This is a genomic window from Lysinibacillus macroides, from assembly GCF_001281525.1.
In the GTDB taxonomy this organism is placed as follows: Bacteria; Bacillota; Bacilli; order Bacillales_A; family Planococcaceae; genus Lysinibacillus; species Lysinibacillus macroides.
In genome coordinates this window covers 1,050,157-1,064,582 of sequence record NZ_LGCI01000005.1, presented here as the reverse complement: position 1 = coordinate 1,064,582, position 14,426 = coordinate 1,050,157, and the positions used below count along the sequence as shown (strand labels likewise).

Here is a 14,426-nt window from a genome sequence, read left to right as displayed (position 1 = left end):
TATCGGTATTTACTTTTTTACTTGTTCATTGCTAAATAAATGATCGACACCCTGTGTAACAGTTAATTGTCCATTTAAAATTTGACGTTCTAGCAATTGTACCTGTGCTTTACGCTGCGGGTTGCCATAAAACCTATCAATTAAATGATCCGTAATCATGGATTGGAACCATTCTTTTGTTTGATTTTGACGTCGTGTAGCCCAATAATTATTGCTCTCCACAACTTGTTTAAATTCCTCAATTGTCTGCCAAACTTTATCAAGCCCTTGCTTTTCTAAGGAGCTAACAGGCATAGCCGTGGACATCCAGCCAGGTGTGGCAGGCTGTAGGAAATGCAAAATTTGTTTATATTCTGAAACTGTTTTTTTCGCCAGTCGCTTATTATCGCCATCTGCTTTATGCACCACAATGGCATCGGCTAGCTCCATAATGCCCTTTTTCATGCCTTGTAGCTCATCACCTGCTCCTGTTAAAACAAGCAGTAGGAAGAAATCGACCATACCACGGACATAGGTTTCACTTTGGCCAACACCAACGGTTTCGATTAAAATCACATCATAGCCGGCTGCCTCACAAATAAGCATAGTTTCACGTGTCTTTTTATGAACACCCCCTAGGGTACCTGCTGATGGGGAAGGTCGTACAAATGCATTGGGCTTTTTGACAAGCTCCTCCATGCGCGTTTTATCACCTAAAATACTTCCACCTGATAAAGATGAGCTTGGATCAATCGCTAGAACGGCTACCCGTTTTCCCATAGCGCACAGCATCGTGCCAAAAGCCTCGATAAACGAACTTTTCCCTGCACCAGGCACGCCTGTAATGCCAATGCGAACACTATTTCCTGTGTGTGGCAGTAGCTCCTGTAGAAGCTCTTGTGCTTGGACTTTATGTGTGCTATTTGAACTTTCAATTAAGGTAATGGCCTTTGATAAATGTGTGCGAGATCCTGCACGCACCTCTTGTGCAAGCGCTTGAATATTCAAATGCTCCGTCTTTTTCTTGCGGAATTTTTTCGGTGTACCGTATTGCATCCCATCGTGAGTTGCCTCAATTCCATCCATCACAAATAGTGCACTGTCCTCTACCTCTTTATTTTTGTCCATTATTCAGACACTTCCTCATAGCCTAAACGTTTGTAGATTTCTTCAATAATTTTTTGTGCCGATACAGGAATCACTGTACCTGGTCCAAAAATAGCTACTGCGCCAGCATCATAAAGGAATTCATAATCTTGTGCTGGTATAACACCGCCCACAATAATAATAATATCTTCACGTCCTAGCTTTTCTAGCTCCGCCACTAACTCAGGCACTAATGTTTTATGACCCGCTGCTAGGGAAGAAACACCGATCACATGTACATCGTTTTCTACAGCCATTTGTGCTGCCTCAGCAGGTGTCATAAATAATGGAGAAATATCCACATCGAAGCCTAAATCAGCATAGCCTGTTGCAACAACTTTCGCGCCACGATCATGTCCATCTTGACCCATTTTAGCGACTAAAATACGTGGACGACGTCCTTCATTTTCTAGGAATTCCTCTGTCATTTGTTTCACTTCGCTAATTTGCTCCTCATCAGAGAAGTTAGCAGAATAAACGCCAGAGATGGAACGGATCACAGCCTTATGACGACCAGACACAGACTCAATCGCATCTGAAATTTCACCTAATGATGCACGAGCGCGCGCTGCATCAACCGCTACTGCTAGTAAGTTTTCTTCACCATCTTGTGCCGCTCTTGTTAAACGAGCTAAATGCTTTTGAACTTCTGCCTCATCACGAGCAGCCTTCATCGCCTCTAAACGTTCAATTTGCTTTTGTCGAACAATTGTATTATCAATATCTAAAATATCAATTGGCTCTTCTTTTGTTAAGCGATATTTATTCACACCAACAATTGTTTCTGTTTTCGAATCAATTTTCGCCTGACGTTTTGCCGCAGCTTCCTCGACCTTCATTTTTGGCAATCCTGTTTCGATTGCTTTCGCCATTCCGCCCAGCTCTTCAATTTCTTCAATCAATGCCCAAGCAGATTTCGTAATTTCTTCTGTTAATTTCTCCACGTAGTATGAACCACCCCATGGATCAATTACTTTGGTCATTGCTGTTTCTTCCTGTAAAAATAGCTGTGTATTTCGTGCAATACGTGCCGAGAAATCTGTTGGTAAGGCAATCGCTTCATCCAACGCATTTGTATGAAGCGATTGTGTATGCCCCATTGCTGACGCATTTGCTTCAATTAATGTACGTGCCACATTATTAAATGGATCTTGCTCTGTTAGAGACCAGCCAGATGTTTGTGAATGCGTACGCAACGCTAATGTTTTTGGATTTTTCGGATTAAACGTTGACATCATTTGTGCCCAAATACGACGTGCTGCGCGCATTTTTGCAACTTCCATATAGTAGTTCATACCAATTGCCCAGAAGAATGACAGACGCGGTGCAAATGCATCGATGTCAATGCCTGCTTTTAGTCCTGTACGCACATACTCCAAGCCATCCGCTAATGTATAGGCAAGCTCAATATCATTTGTAGCGCCCGCTTCTTGAATATGGTAACCAGAAATCGAAATTGAGTTAAATTTTGGCATATATTTTGCTGTATATTCGAAAATATCCGCAATAATTTTCATCGACATTGCAGGTGGGTAAATATATGTATTACGCACCATATATTCTTTCAAAATATCATTTTGAATTGTCCCTGCTAATTTATCGGGCGTTACCCCTTGCTCCTCCGCTGCCACAATATAGAAAGCCAGCACTGGCAAAACAGCACCATTCATTGTCATGGAAACAGACATTTGATCTAATGGAATTTGATCAAACAGAATTTTCATATCCTCTACAGAGTCAATAGCAACCCCTGCTTTCCCTACATCCCCTGTTACACGTGGATGGTCTGAGTCATAGCCACGGTGCGTTGCTAAGTCAAACGCAACCGAAAGACCCTTTTGCCCCATTGCAAGGTTTCGCTTATAAAAGGCATTGGATTCTTCCGCTGTAGAGAAGCCTGCATATTGTCGGACTGTCCATGGACGTGCTACATACATCGTAGGGTATGGGCCACGTGTATTTGGGGCAATACCTGCTACATCGTTTAAATGCTTGACATCTTGAATATCTTCTTGTGTGTAAATATCTTTAATTTCAATGCCTTCATTTGTTAGAAACGTCTCCTCTGATGCTTGAGGTGCTTCTGTTGTTAACACTTTTTCGATTTCGATTGCACTAAAATTTGGCTTACTCATCGTTGGACCTCCTTCATGCTTGTGAACACGGACTGTAATTTTTCAATAATGTTCTGTCCTGCAAAAATAAAGCCGTTTAAGCCATTTGCTAACCAAGCCTGTTCTTCATCTTTAAATTTACCTGCCACATCGACAATAAGATGCGCTGGTTTTTCAGCTAAAATAGCAGCTACAAGTGCTTTTGTATCCTCATCACTGCCCGCAATTACTACATATTTAGCCTCTGTTGCCTTCAGCCATGCCACTGCCTCTTCAACAGTCGTAATCGGCTCACTTTTTTCTGGAACAAGACCAACTGTATTTAAGAAACCAGCGACAAAATCTGCGCGTGGCTTAGAGCTTTTTAGTGTGCCTAATGCTAAAATAGCTGTTTTCATATCGGCTGCTGTCACTTCTGCACGAAGCTTCTCAAATGGCGCTGCAATACGTTTAATATATCCAAACAACGGATTTGTGTCATGTTCAAGCACATCTGCTGGATTTGCATAAATATTCGTCCCAATTAATGATTGCTTACGTGTTTGTACAGCCTGAATGCGAGATTGATAGGATATTTCAATTTCCTCCGCAAGTTTGCCAGATGCTGTATAGGCGTCAATACCACCTGCTGCCTCAATCGTTAAAAATAAAGCCCATGCTTCTTTAACAAAATCTGCTGTTAACGACTCAATAAAGTAAGAGCCACCTGCTGGATCTGTCACCTTCAATACATTCGTCTCTTCTTTTAAAATTAATGATACATTGCGCGCAATACGAATGGACTGCTCTGTAGGCTTTGTTAATACATCGTGAGGATGCACGGTAAAGACATCCGCACCACCAATTAAGGCAGAAAGCGCTTCATTTGAAGAGCGTAGTAGATTCACATAGATATCTAATTTCGCAAAGCTTCTTAGTGATGTTTCAGCAACAGTTGGAATTTTGATCGTTTCTGCTACACCATATGCAGATGAGAACGCTTTCCATAGAACTTTAAAGGCACGAAGCTTGGCAATCTCTGCAAAGAATTGCGTATCAATCGCAAATGTGACAAAGAATTTCTTTGAAAATACTTCAAAGTTTTCTTCTTGCTCTGCAAATTTTGCAGCTAAAGCAAGTGCATAGGCTAATTCCTGTACGGCGTTAGCGCCTTGATAATGATAAGTCGTTGTGTCTGCATTGACTGAGCGCACGTTCGGAAATGCCTCTAAAGAGATAGGGTCTTGTGAAACAATAAAACCTTTCACTGTTTGTTGTTGATCAACAGCAATTTGGTCAAACACAGCTAATAATGGGTCCTGTGCATTGTTAACAGTAATTTTAAATGAATATTCTGAGAAATATGGTGCTAATTTTGCCAACACCTCATCTGTCCATTCAAACTGTACACGACTATCAATTGTCACAACTTCATTGCCTCGCGCTAGACTATCCTCTAACTGTGCAAAGAAGGCTTCACTTGTATCAGCATGAACTTGCTGTGCTACTTGAAAGACTGGGCTATTTTGTAGGGAACGAATAGTGGCAACCTGTCGATCAAGCTCATCACCAAGCTTTTCTAGTAAACTTTCCTGTGTGTAAAGAGGCTGTAATGTTACACCTTCACTTGTTGCCGTAAAAAGAGATTCAAATGGTTTTCCCTTTAAAGCTTTGATTGCTGCATCTTGCCAGTCTGAATAGGCTGGCTTTTCAAATTCAATATTTTTCATATTAGTTGACATGCGGACGCTTAATCAGCTTCCCCCCTTAGTGTTTTCTAACTGTTATTCTACATGACAAATTGTCGCTCGAAAAGCATAAAAAAAATCGGAAACCGTTAGACAACAGGCTTCCGACAAGTCATCAGTAGACTGACGTTAAAGATTTATTTGTATTTTCGAGTATTTCTTTCACTCTATTTAGGAATTTACCACATACAAGTCCATCAAGCACACGATGATCTAAAGATAAACATAAATTCACAATATCACGTGCAGCAAACATGCCACCAGGTAAAACAACAGGTTTCTTAACAATACTTTCCACCTGAAGAATAGCTGCTTGCGGGTAATTAATAATTCCCATCGATTGCACAGAGCCAAATGCCCCTGTATTGTTAACGGTGAATGTACCGCCTTTGATATCATCCATCGTTAATTTTCCTGCTCGAACTTTGACTGCAAGCTCATGAATTTCCTTAGCAATACCTTTTATGGATTTTTCATCAGCATGTTTGATGACAGGTACAAATAAAGCATCATCCGTTGCCACAGCAATCGAGATATTAATAGCATGCTTTTGAATAATTTTATCCTCAGCCCATGTAGAATTCATGATTGGGAACTCTTTTAAGGCTTGCGCGACCGCTTTTACAAAGAACGCGAAATAAGTAAGGTTAAAGCCTTCTTTGTGCTTAAATTCATGCTTTAAGCTATCTCGATAAGCCACTAAATCCGTTACATCCACCTCCATCATCATCCAGGCATGTGGGACCTCATGCACACTTTTCACCATATTATTAGCAATTGCGCGACGTACCTTCGTCACAGGAATTTCAACATCACCTACTTGAACAGATTGAGCAGGGGCTGCTGGTTGTTGCTGTGTTTCACGAACTGGTGATGCTGGCTCAGCTGGTGGTTGAGCAGCTGCTGGGGTAGACGCTGCCTCTCGAGCAGTAGGGATATTGCCACTGTCAATGAGTTTTAACAAGTCTTTTCTTGTGATACGTCCACCTTCACCCGTTCCAGTAACATGCTCTAGGGCAATATCATGCTCCTGTGCAAGTCGTAAAACGGCGGGTGAATAGCGTATTTTATCCTTACGCTCTTCCCTTGGTGCAGCAGGTGGTGGCGATGCTGGCGACTGTACCTCCTGTTTTCTTTGGATACCTGCATTTAAAATGGCTGTACTAACAGTTGATTTTTTTTCTGGAGGTGGAGAAGGCAAGTCATTATCCCCTGCAATTTCAATCGAGCATACAACTGCTCCGACGGGTAATGTTTGTCCTTCTTGTGCAATAAGCTCTGTAATCACCCCTTCAAACGATGATGGAATTTCTGCATTTACTTTATCTGTCACAACCTCTGCTAGTGGATCATATTTTTTCACCGTATCGCCAGGTTTCACAAGCCATTTTTCAATGGTACCTTCTGTGACACTTTCGCCAAGCTGTGGCATTGTAATATTTTGAACTGCCATCCTTTATTCCTCCCATCAATTAAACCTAAGCGTCATTGCGCCTGATGCAATAGGTTTTCAGCAGATATTGGTTTAAGCCAACATCTGCTTGCTATTTGCCAATATTAAAATGCTGCAAGTTGGCGCATTGCACGTTCAACTTTTTCAGGATTAATCATAAAATATTTCTCCATTGTTGGTGCATATGGCATTGCCGGTACATCAGGCCCTGCTAAACGTTGAATTGGTGCATCAAGCTCAAATAAACAATGTTCTGCAATAATCGCTGCAACTTCGCTCATAATACTGCCTTCTTTATTATCTTCTGTGACAAGCAACACTTTTCCTGTTTTACTTGCTGCCTCGATAATCGCCTCTTGATCGAGTGGATAGACTGTACGCAGATCAAGTATATGAGCAGAAATACCATCTGCTGCAAGACGCTCCGCTGCTTGGAGGGCAAAATGGACAGCTAAACCATAGGTAATGACTGTGATATCATCCCCTTCGCGTTTTACATCTGCTTTACCAATTGGCAATGTGTAGTCATCTAACGGCACTTCACCTTTAATTAAGCGATAGGCACGTTTATGCTCGAAAAATAATATTGGATCTTCATCGCGAATCGCTGCTTTCAATAAGCCTTTTGCATCATATGGTGTTGATGGAATAACAATTTTCAAACCTGGTGTCCCCGCAAAAAGCGCTTCGACGGATTGTGAATGATAGAGCGCCCCATGAATGCCTCCGCCAAATGGTGCACGAATGACCATTGGACAAGACCAGTCATTATTAGAACGATAACGAATTTTAGCTGCCTCAGAGACAATTTGATTCACCGCAGGCATAATAAAATCAGCGAATTGCATTTCGGCAATGGGACGCATACCATACATCGCAGCCCCAATACCTACCCCTGCTATCGCACTTTCAGCCAGCGGTGTATCTAGCACTCGATATTCACCAAATTGATCGTATAGACCTGTAGTAGCTTTAAATACGCCACCCTTACGACCAACGTCCTCTCCTAAAATAAAAACTCGCTCATCGCGCTCCATCTCTTCTTTCATCGCTAATGTAATCGCATCAATATAAGACATCACTGCCATTACGCGTCACCTCCGTCCACTGGTGCATAGACATATTTTAGTGCATGCTCTGGCTGTGCATAGGGAGCAGCCTCTGCATAATCGGTTGCTTCATTTACTTCAGCCATTACACGTTCTTCAATTTCAGCACGCACCTCTTCTGATAGTACACCTGCATCCATTAAATATTTTTCAAATAATAAAATCGGGTCTTTTGCCTTCCCTTCCGCAATATCCTCCGCTGTACGATATTGACGGTCATCATCATCTGAAGAATGAGCAGTTAGACGATATGTCACTGTCTCAATCAAGCTTGGGCCTTCTCCACGTCTTGCGCGATCTGCCGCCTCTTTAACAACCTTATAGACTTCAAGCGGATTTTTACCATCAACCGTTACCCCTGGCATACCATAGCCAATACCACGATCAGATACTTTTGCACAGCCTAATTGACGTTCCACTGGTACTGAAATTGCGTATTGATTGTTTTCTACCATAATAATTACAGGTAGCTTGTGGACGCCTGCAAAGTTTGCACCCTCATGAAAGTCCCCTTGGTTGGATGAACCTTCTCCAAGCGTTACAAACGTAATAAAATCCTGCTGCTGGATTTTCCCTGCGAGTGCTACACCGACTGCATGAGGCACTTGAGTTGTGACAGGAGATGAACCTGTTAAAATTCGATTTTTCTTTTGACCAAAATGACCTGGCATTTGACGTCCACCAGAGTTTGGATCTTCCGCTTTGGCAAAGGCAGATAACATTAACGCCTTTGGTGTCATCCCAAAATGTAAAACAACACCCATGTCACGATAGTATGGTGCGATATAGTCCTTTTGCTTATCAAGCGCAAAGGCTGCGCCAACCTGTGCTGCCTCCTGCCCCTGACACGAAATAACAAAGGGAATTTTGCCAGAACGGTTTAATAACCACATACGTTCATCTAGTCTTCTCGCCATTAACATTGTTTCGAACATCGCCAGTACATCTTCATTTGATAAACCTAAATCTTCATGCTTGATTTGAACATCTTGCATACGAACACCCCTTTCGTTTTACCAACAACCAATATGCCTACAGTTGACTAAAAATGGATAGCACGAGCATCCACCGCCAAGGCAGATTCCGCCAAAACCTCATTTAATGATGGATGTGGATGAATCGCCTGGCTCATTTCCCATGGTGTTGCATCAAGCACTTTCGCTAATGACGCCTCTCCAATTAAATCGGTCACATGTGGTCCTACCATATGAATGCCTAAAATATCATCTGTTTTTTGATCAGCAATAATTTTAACAAAGCCCTCTGTTTCACCATTCACTAACGCTTTACCAATTGCCTTAAATGGGAATTTACCAATTTTTAATGATAGGCCTTGGGCTTTGGCAGCTTTTTCTGTTAAGCCAATACTAGCCACCTCAGGATATGAATAGACGCATTTTGGTACTTTCAACACATCGATTGCCTCTGTTTTACCTGTTGCAATATGTTCAATGGCTGATAAACCTTCATGAGAAGCAACATGTGCTAATTGTAAGCCGCCAATCACATCCCCTATGGCATACATATGTGCTTCCTTCGTTTGATAACAATCATTCACGTTAATAAAGCCATTTACCACTTCAATTTCTGTATTTTCTAAGCCAATGCCTTGTGTATTTGCTTCACGTCCTACACATAACAATAGCTTCTCCGCTTCAAATATTTCGTCCTGCTCATCCATATTCGCAGAAATGAAAACGTTATCATTTTCAATTTTGAACGTATTTGTATCAAGTCGCACATTTGTCACAATACGAACGCCTCGTTTTTCCAACTGCTTGGTTACTTCTTTGACAATATCTGCATCCTCTGCTGGCAAAATAGTTGGTCCATATTCTAAAATTGTGACATCCACACCAAAATCACATAACATCGATGCCCATTCAATGCCGATCACGCCACCGCCAACAATCAATAAGGATGCTGGTAACTGCGCTAGCTCTAAGGCATGGTCTGAGTTCAATACATATTGACCGTCAACTGTTAAGCCTGCCATTCCTCTTGGCTTTGAGCCTGTTGCAATGACAACATTTGTGGGCACAAGCATTTCATTTTCTGTGCCATTTGCCATTTCAACAGATATAGTTCCTGGCATCGGTGAAAAAATAGATGGTCCTAAAATTCGACCTGTACCATGATAAACATCTATTTTTCCTTTTTTCATCAGTGCATTGACACCTTGGCTTAGTTGCTCAACAATGGCTTGTTTACGAGCCTGTACTTTATCGAATTGTAATGTCACACCTTCAATAGTAACACCATATTCACTAGCTGTTTTATTTGCCATACGATAGACTTCCGCACTTCGAAGTAAGGCTTTACTTGGAATACAACCCTTATGCAAGCATGTGCCCCCTAAACGCTCACGCTCCACAATCGCTGTTTTCAACCCTAGCTGTGCAGCACGAATCGCTGCAACATAACCGCCTGTACCTCCACCTAAAATGACAACATCATAATTTTGAGCCATATGGATTCCCCCTTTTGAGAAAAGTGCTAAAGTATCAATCTATTAATCTGTGCTTTAGTTTCACTTTATGGTGCTGTTAAAAATGAAGAGCTTTTTTATATAAGCTCTTCATAAAAATTTCGTTATAAATGGTAAAAATTTGCTTTATTTTTTGGCAAATATTACGCTGGATCAGTGCTTTTTACTCCGTCATCTTTTAACGACCATGTAAAATATTTTTTTCATTTTGTAAGAATTGGCTGCGAGATTTTGCTACACGAGCAATGCGTTCTTCCGCTAAACGATTAGCTGCCACATATGTCGGAATACCATCACGCTTTGATATCGCAAAGATTTTTTCAATGCTATCATAAATTCCATCAACACGCTTCATTGCACGCTCACGATTATAGCCATATAATTCATCCGCAACGTTAATTACCCCACCAGCATTAATCACATAGTCTGGCGCATAAACAATGCCTAAATCATGAAGGACATCCCCATGACGTGAATCCTTTAATTGGTTATTCGCTGATCCCGCCACAACCTTCGCCTTTAACTGTGGAATTGTTTCATCATTTAAAATTGCCCCTAATGCACAAGGCGAGAAGATATCAACTTCTTGTGCATAGATGTCATCAGGTGCTACTGCAATTGCCCCAAAGTCAGTGACAACTCGATCAATTGCTGCCTGATTAATATCTGTGACAACAAGTTTTGCTCCTTCATTATGTAAATACTCGCAAAGCTTGTAGGCTACATTTCCTAGGCCCTGTACAGACACTTTTCGTCCTTCCAATGAATCTGAACCGAATGCTTCCTTAGCGGCTGCTTTCATACCACGATAAACGCCATAAGCTGTTACTGGAGACGGATTGCCTGATGAACCAAATGCAGGAGAAATACCTGTTACATAATTTGTTTCCTCATGGATCAAATCCATATCTGTTACCGTTGTTCCAACATCTTCCGCTGTAATATAACGACCATTTAGCCCTTGAATAAAACGGCCTAAAGCACGAAACATTTCTTCATTTTTATCTTTAAATGGATCACCAATAATCACTGTTTTTCCGCCGCCAAGGTTTAAACCAGCTGCAGCATTTTTGTAAGTCATTCCTCGTGCTAAACGTAATGCATCTTCAATTGCATTTTCTTCTGACGCATACGTCCACATACGTGCTCCACCTAGTGCTGGTCCAAGTGTTGTATCATGGATAGCGATAACCGCTTTTAACCCTGATGCTTCATCTTGGCAAAATACCAATTGTTCGTAATCATACTTTTCCATATACTTGAAGATTTCCGTGAAACTCGCCCCTTTGCTTTGGAAGGTGCATCCCCAAATGCCCAACCTAATCAAGTTTTATTGAACAATTTATTTTCTCCTTAGTACCATGCTCTCCATCTAATAAAAATTATAAGACTGATTTTCCCTTTTTAGTAGCTGTTTAGACCCCGATATAAGCAGAAAAAATTGTTTAGTAATGGATAATATTGCTCCACTTATTTTTACAATACTGACAAATTCACAATTTCGCAACTATTATTACATAATCTTGTTTAAGTAACAATTTTCTAAATATTCAGTTATAAAAACCACCTATGTAGAGGGGTGAAGTTGCTTCTCCCCTTCCTTGACATTCCCCTCTCCACAGGTACAATAATAATAGGAATAAGGAGGGGTATCTATGGCCCGTTTAGCTGCATTTATTGTAATGCTTATTCCAGGTCTTATGGCTGCAGGTGGCATTAAATTTATGCGTGATACATTATTTGGTAAGCTTATCTCGCCTTTCCCGTTTTTATGGCTACAATTTGTAGTAGGAGTCATTTTCTTTGTTATTGGTTTTGGTTTTTTCGCAGGATTTTTATTGCATCGCGACAGAAAAAATGGAAAAGTAGCGCCTCGCTTCCAAAAAAAATAAAAATAGCTATCCAAATAAGTCTGCATTGACTTACTGGATAGCTATTTTTATGCGCGTTGTTGTGCTGCTAAAACTTTATCTGGATAATCTGTAATCCATCCAATCACAGCAGGATGTGGATTGGTTAAGAATTGTTCTGTGCCATCAATCGCATAAAAACGACCGGCTTTGTCATTGAGTACACAAGCTTCTAAGTAGCGTGGCTTATAATATCTTTTATGCATATGCACCGTATCAGCAGCACGATAATCAGCCAATAAATCCCATTTTATTTTTTTCGTGGCAATAAGAGCTGTTTCATATTCTGGTCGCTGTTTTTTGACAATTTCCAACAGCTCATAATGAAAAGATGAAAAATGGCTACCTTCTGGTAATATGAGGCCATCCAGCATACGCACAAGTGCACTTGTTTGATCAAGCCCAGTGGATTTGAGCTCAATATTCAAAGGCATCTGGTGCAATATTGCCCATGCTAACACCGCCTCAAAAGAGGGCATTTTATAGGAGGAAAAAAGACGTCTCCAAGGCTTCCCTAGTTTAAAGCCTAGCAGCTCCTCAAGCGTACAATCACTGACCAGCTTATTCGTGCCTACCAATCTCGATAGCTGTGGATCATGGTACACCACAGGCAGTCCATCCTTTGAAAATTGAATATCTAATTCAATCCCATCAGCCCCTAGCGCCAATGCCTTGTCAAAAGCTTTCAATGTATTTTCTAACGCATAGGCAGAGGCACCACGATGTGCAAAGACAGGTAGACTAGACATTAAGCTCACCAAACTCTACCAGGAATTTACCATTGGTCATTTTACTTAACAAGGATGATTTTCTTCCAATTTGAATATATGTGCCAGGATGTGCTTCCTTCGTCACAATAATCTCCTCTTTTCCCACAAGGCGCAGTTCCTCCATCAGTAATTTAATTTCACGATCTAATGATACTGCTTCGGCCTTTAATGCTGTTAAAGCCTGCTTAGTTACTTCAAAAGTTGCCGTCTGTTCTTTCGACAGTTGGTTGAGAATTGGTAGTATACCTTTTATTTTTCCCTCCTGTGCTAAAATTTCTGACTGCACTTGTTTAAGCTGTGCTGCCTTTTCATGCATCATTAAATGACCTTCCTGCTTATTAACGCTTTCAATAATCAAATCTGTTCGACGCTCTAATCGATTACCTGATATAGCTGTAACAATCGTATTTTTCGCTATTGTACGCCCACCAATAATTTTCCCTTTTCGTTCGTCCACAAAAATAGACTGTGCAGAAAGTTGCGAGCCTAACGCATAAAACCCAATATGAATACTATCAGCCGCAAATAAATTCGCTTCATTCACATGCTTAACAAAAATATTACCACCCGCCTCTACAACCGTCGTACCAAGCCCAAAGATGCCCCCACGAATATAAACATCCCCTTCAATGGATTTAATCAGCTTAGCACCGCTTACACCTTCTGCACCGTCTATAGAAATATCACCAGTGGCAATCACCGTGTAGCCAGTTGTAACCGTTCCTTTAATACTCAGAGAGCCATTAAATTCTAAATTCCCCGTTTCAATGCCGACATCACCGTGAATAGGGAGGTGCCTGTTTACACCAATCATCCCCTTAACGTCATCTAAAACACCCGCAATTTTAGACCGAATCACGATTTTTCCATCCTCTTCCACTTCATAGGCCGATTTTGTATCATAGCGGATAGGAAAATCTCGTCCTGGCACAGCAGCGATCACCCCGCCTAGCACATTTTTTCCTGGAAGACCCAATGTTGCTGGAATCTTTTCACCTAGCCATGAGCCTTCTGAAATTTCTGATATAAAATTCATATCATAATAATCCGCTTTCCCGTCTTCGCGTATCACTGGTTTTCTCTCGGGTTTAGGTAAGTATGTAATTTGCGCATCCGTTCCTGCTACAGGTGGTGTGCCTTGAGCAATTAAAAATGCTTTTCCTGGTTCAGCTTTCGAAATATCGAAATCTAAAATTCCATAAACAACCCCTTTCTCTTCAATATTTTCCAAAATTTGCTGCGTTAATTTTTCTTTGTGATTCTGGATATATTCATACGTTTCATATATAACAACAGAGGCTGACATTTGATCACGTGCAATCTCAGCTTCTATGTTTGGAAGCCAGCGTCCAATTTCAACGGCACTTGTGCTTACTGTAGTTAGAACAGTCTTTAATACTGAAAAATTAGATAACTTTAGCCGCGGATGACTACGTAGAATGCTATCAAATTCTTTTAATGGGAAACCTGCCTTAAAAGTAAGCATAAATACCTTGCCGTTTTCTTCAGAAATTTCGAAGTTTTCATTTCGAACTAGAATCAAGCTACCTCCTCCTTCCCTCTATATGTAAGTATATACAATCTACTTACATTTGTTTAGAGACCATTGTCACTACCAAGAAAGAAAATAGAACTAGTTAATCATTAAATTCTCTATCAATATTTTATTTTTTCAGTATCATTAGGTACATTTAATTATAGGCGAATTTTATTTTTTAATAAAAAAGACT

11 protein-coding genes are annotated in these 14,426 nt (G+C 40.8%); 1 reads left to right on the top strand and 10 read right to left on the bottom strand.

Going from position 1 to position 14,426, the window contains the following annotated elements:
- Positions 1 to 9: 9 nt before the first annotated feature.
- The 8 genes from meaB to ADM90_RS08025 form a co-directional block, all read right to left on the bottom strand.
- A complete protein-coding gene (gene meaB / locus ADM90_RS08060) occupies positions 10 to 1,107 on the bottom strand; it encodes a methylmalonyl Co-A mutase-associated GTPase MeaB (protein ID WP_053994469.1) in 1,098 nt (365 codons plus the stop codon).
- Positions 1,107 to 3,260: a methylmalonyl-CoA mutase gene (gene scpA, locus ADM90_RS08055; protein ID WP_053994468.1), complete on the bottom strand. Its 2,154-nt coding sequence runs from the start codon at positions 3,258 to 3,260 to the stop codon at positions 1,107 to 1,109. Before scpA ends, meaB begins: the two co-directional genes overlap by 1 nt.
- Complete coding sequence (locus ADM90_RS08050) at positions 3,257 to 4,960, bottom strand: methylmalonyl-CoA mutase family protein (protein ID WP_053994467.1); 1,704 nt, start codon at positions 4,958 to 4,960, stop codon at positions 3,257 to 3,259. Before ADM90_RS08050 ends, scpA begins: the two co-directional genes overlap by 4 nt.
- A gap of 121 nt (positions 4,961 to 5,081) precedes the next feature.
- Positions 5,082 to 6,419 (bottom strand): dihydrolipoamide acetyltransferase family protein, encoded by a 1,338-nt coding sequence (locus ADM90_RS08045; RefSeq protein ID WP_053994466.1) that lies wholly within the window; start codon positions 6,417 to 6,419, stop codon positions 5,082 to 5,084.
- A gap of 104 nt (positions 6,420 to 6,523) precedes the next feature.
- Positions 6,524 to 7,507, bottom strand: a complete 984-nt coding sequence (locus ADM90_RS08040) for an alpha-ketoacid dehydrogenase subunit beta (RefSeq protein WP_053994465.1) — start codon at positions 7,505 to 7,507, stop codon at positions 6,524 to 6,526.
- A complete protein-coding gene (locus ADM90_RS08035; RefSeq protein ID WP_053994464.1) occupies positions 7,507 to 8,523 on the bottom strand; it encodes a thiamine pyrophosphate-dependent dehydrogenase E1 component subunit alpha in 1,017 nt (338 codons plus the stop codon). Before ADM90_RS08035 ends, ADM90_RS08040 begins: the two co-directional genes overlap by 1 nt.
- Positions 8,524 to 8,570: 47 nt before the next feature.
- Positions 8,571 to 9,998 (bottom strand): dihydrolipoyl dehydrogenase, encoded by a 1,428-nt coding sequence (lpdA, locus tag ADM90_RS08030; RefSeq protein ID WP_053994463.1) that lies wholly within the window; start codon positions 9,996 to 9,998, stop codon positions 8,571 to 8,573.
- A gap of 196 nt (positions 9,999 to 10,194) precedes the next feature.
- Positions 10,195 to 11,271, bottom strand: coding sequence for a Leu/Phe/Val dehydrogenase (locus tag ADM90_RS08025; protein WP_053994462.1), 1,077 nt, complete (start codon positions 11,269 to 11,271; stop codon positions 10,195 to 10,197).
- 400 nt (positions 11,272 to 11,671) lie between these two features.
- On the opposite strand from ADM90_RS08025, the gene ADM90_RS08020 reads away from it, so the two are divergent.
- Entirely contained in the window at positions 11,672 to 11,908 is a 237-nt protein-coding gene (locus tag ADM90_RS08020) for a DUF2627 domain-containing protein (protein WP_004231186.1), read from the top strand.
- A gap of 47 nt (positions 11,909 to 11,955) precedes the next feature.
- Here ADM90_RS08020 and ADM90_RS08015 read toward each other — a convergent pair whose 3' ends face one another.
- Together ADM90_RS08015 and ADM90_RS08010 are read right to left on the bottom strand one after the other, a co-directional pair.
- Positions 11,956 to 12,675 carry a glycerophosphodiester phosphodiesterase gene (locus ADM90_RS08015; protein ID WP_053994461.1) on the bottom strand — a complete coding sequence of 240 codons (720 nt, stop codon included), beginning with the start codon at positions 12,673 to 12,675 and terminating at the stop codon, positions 11,956 to 11,958.
- Positions 12,668 to 14,239 (bottom strand): DUF342 domain-containing protein, encoded by a 1,572-nt coding sequence (locus ADM90_RS08010; protein ID WP_053994460.1) that lies wholly within the window; start codon positions 14,237 to 14,239, stop codon positions 12,668 to 12,670. The genes ADM90_RS08015 and ADM90_RS08010 overlap by 8 nt, the downstream gene beginning before the upstream one ends.
- Positions 14,240 to 14,426 lie beyond the last annotated feature (187 nt).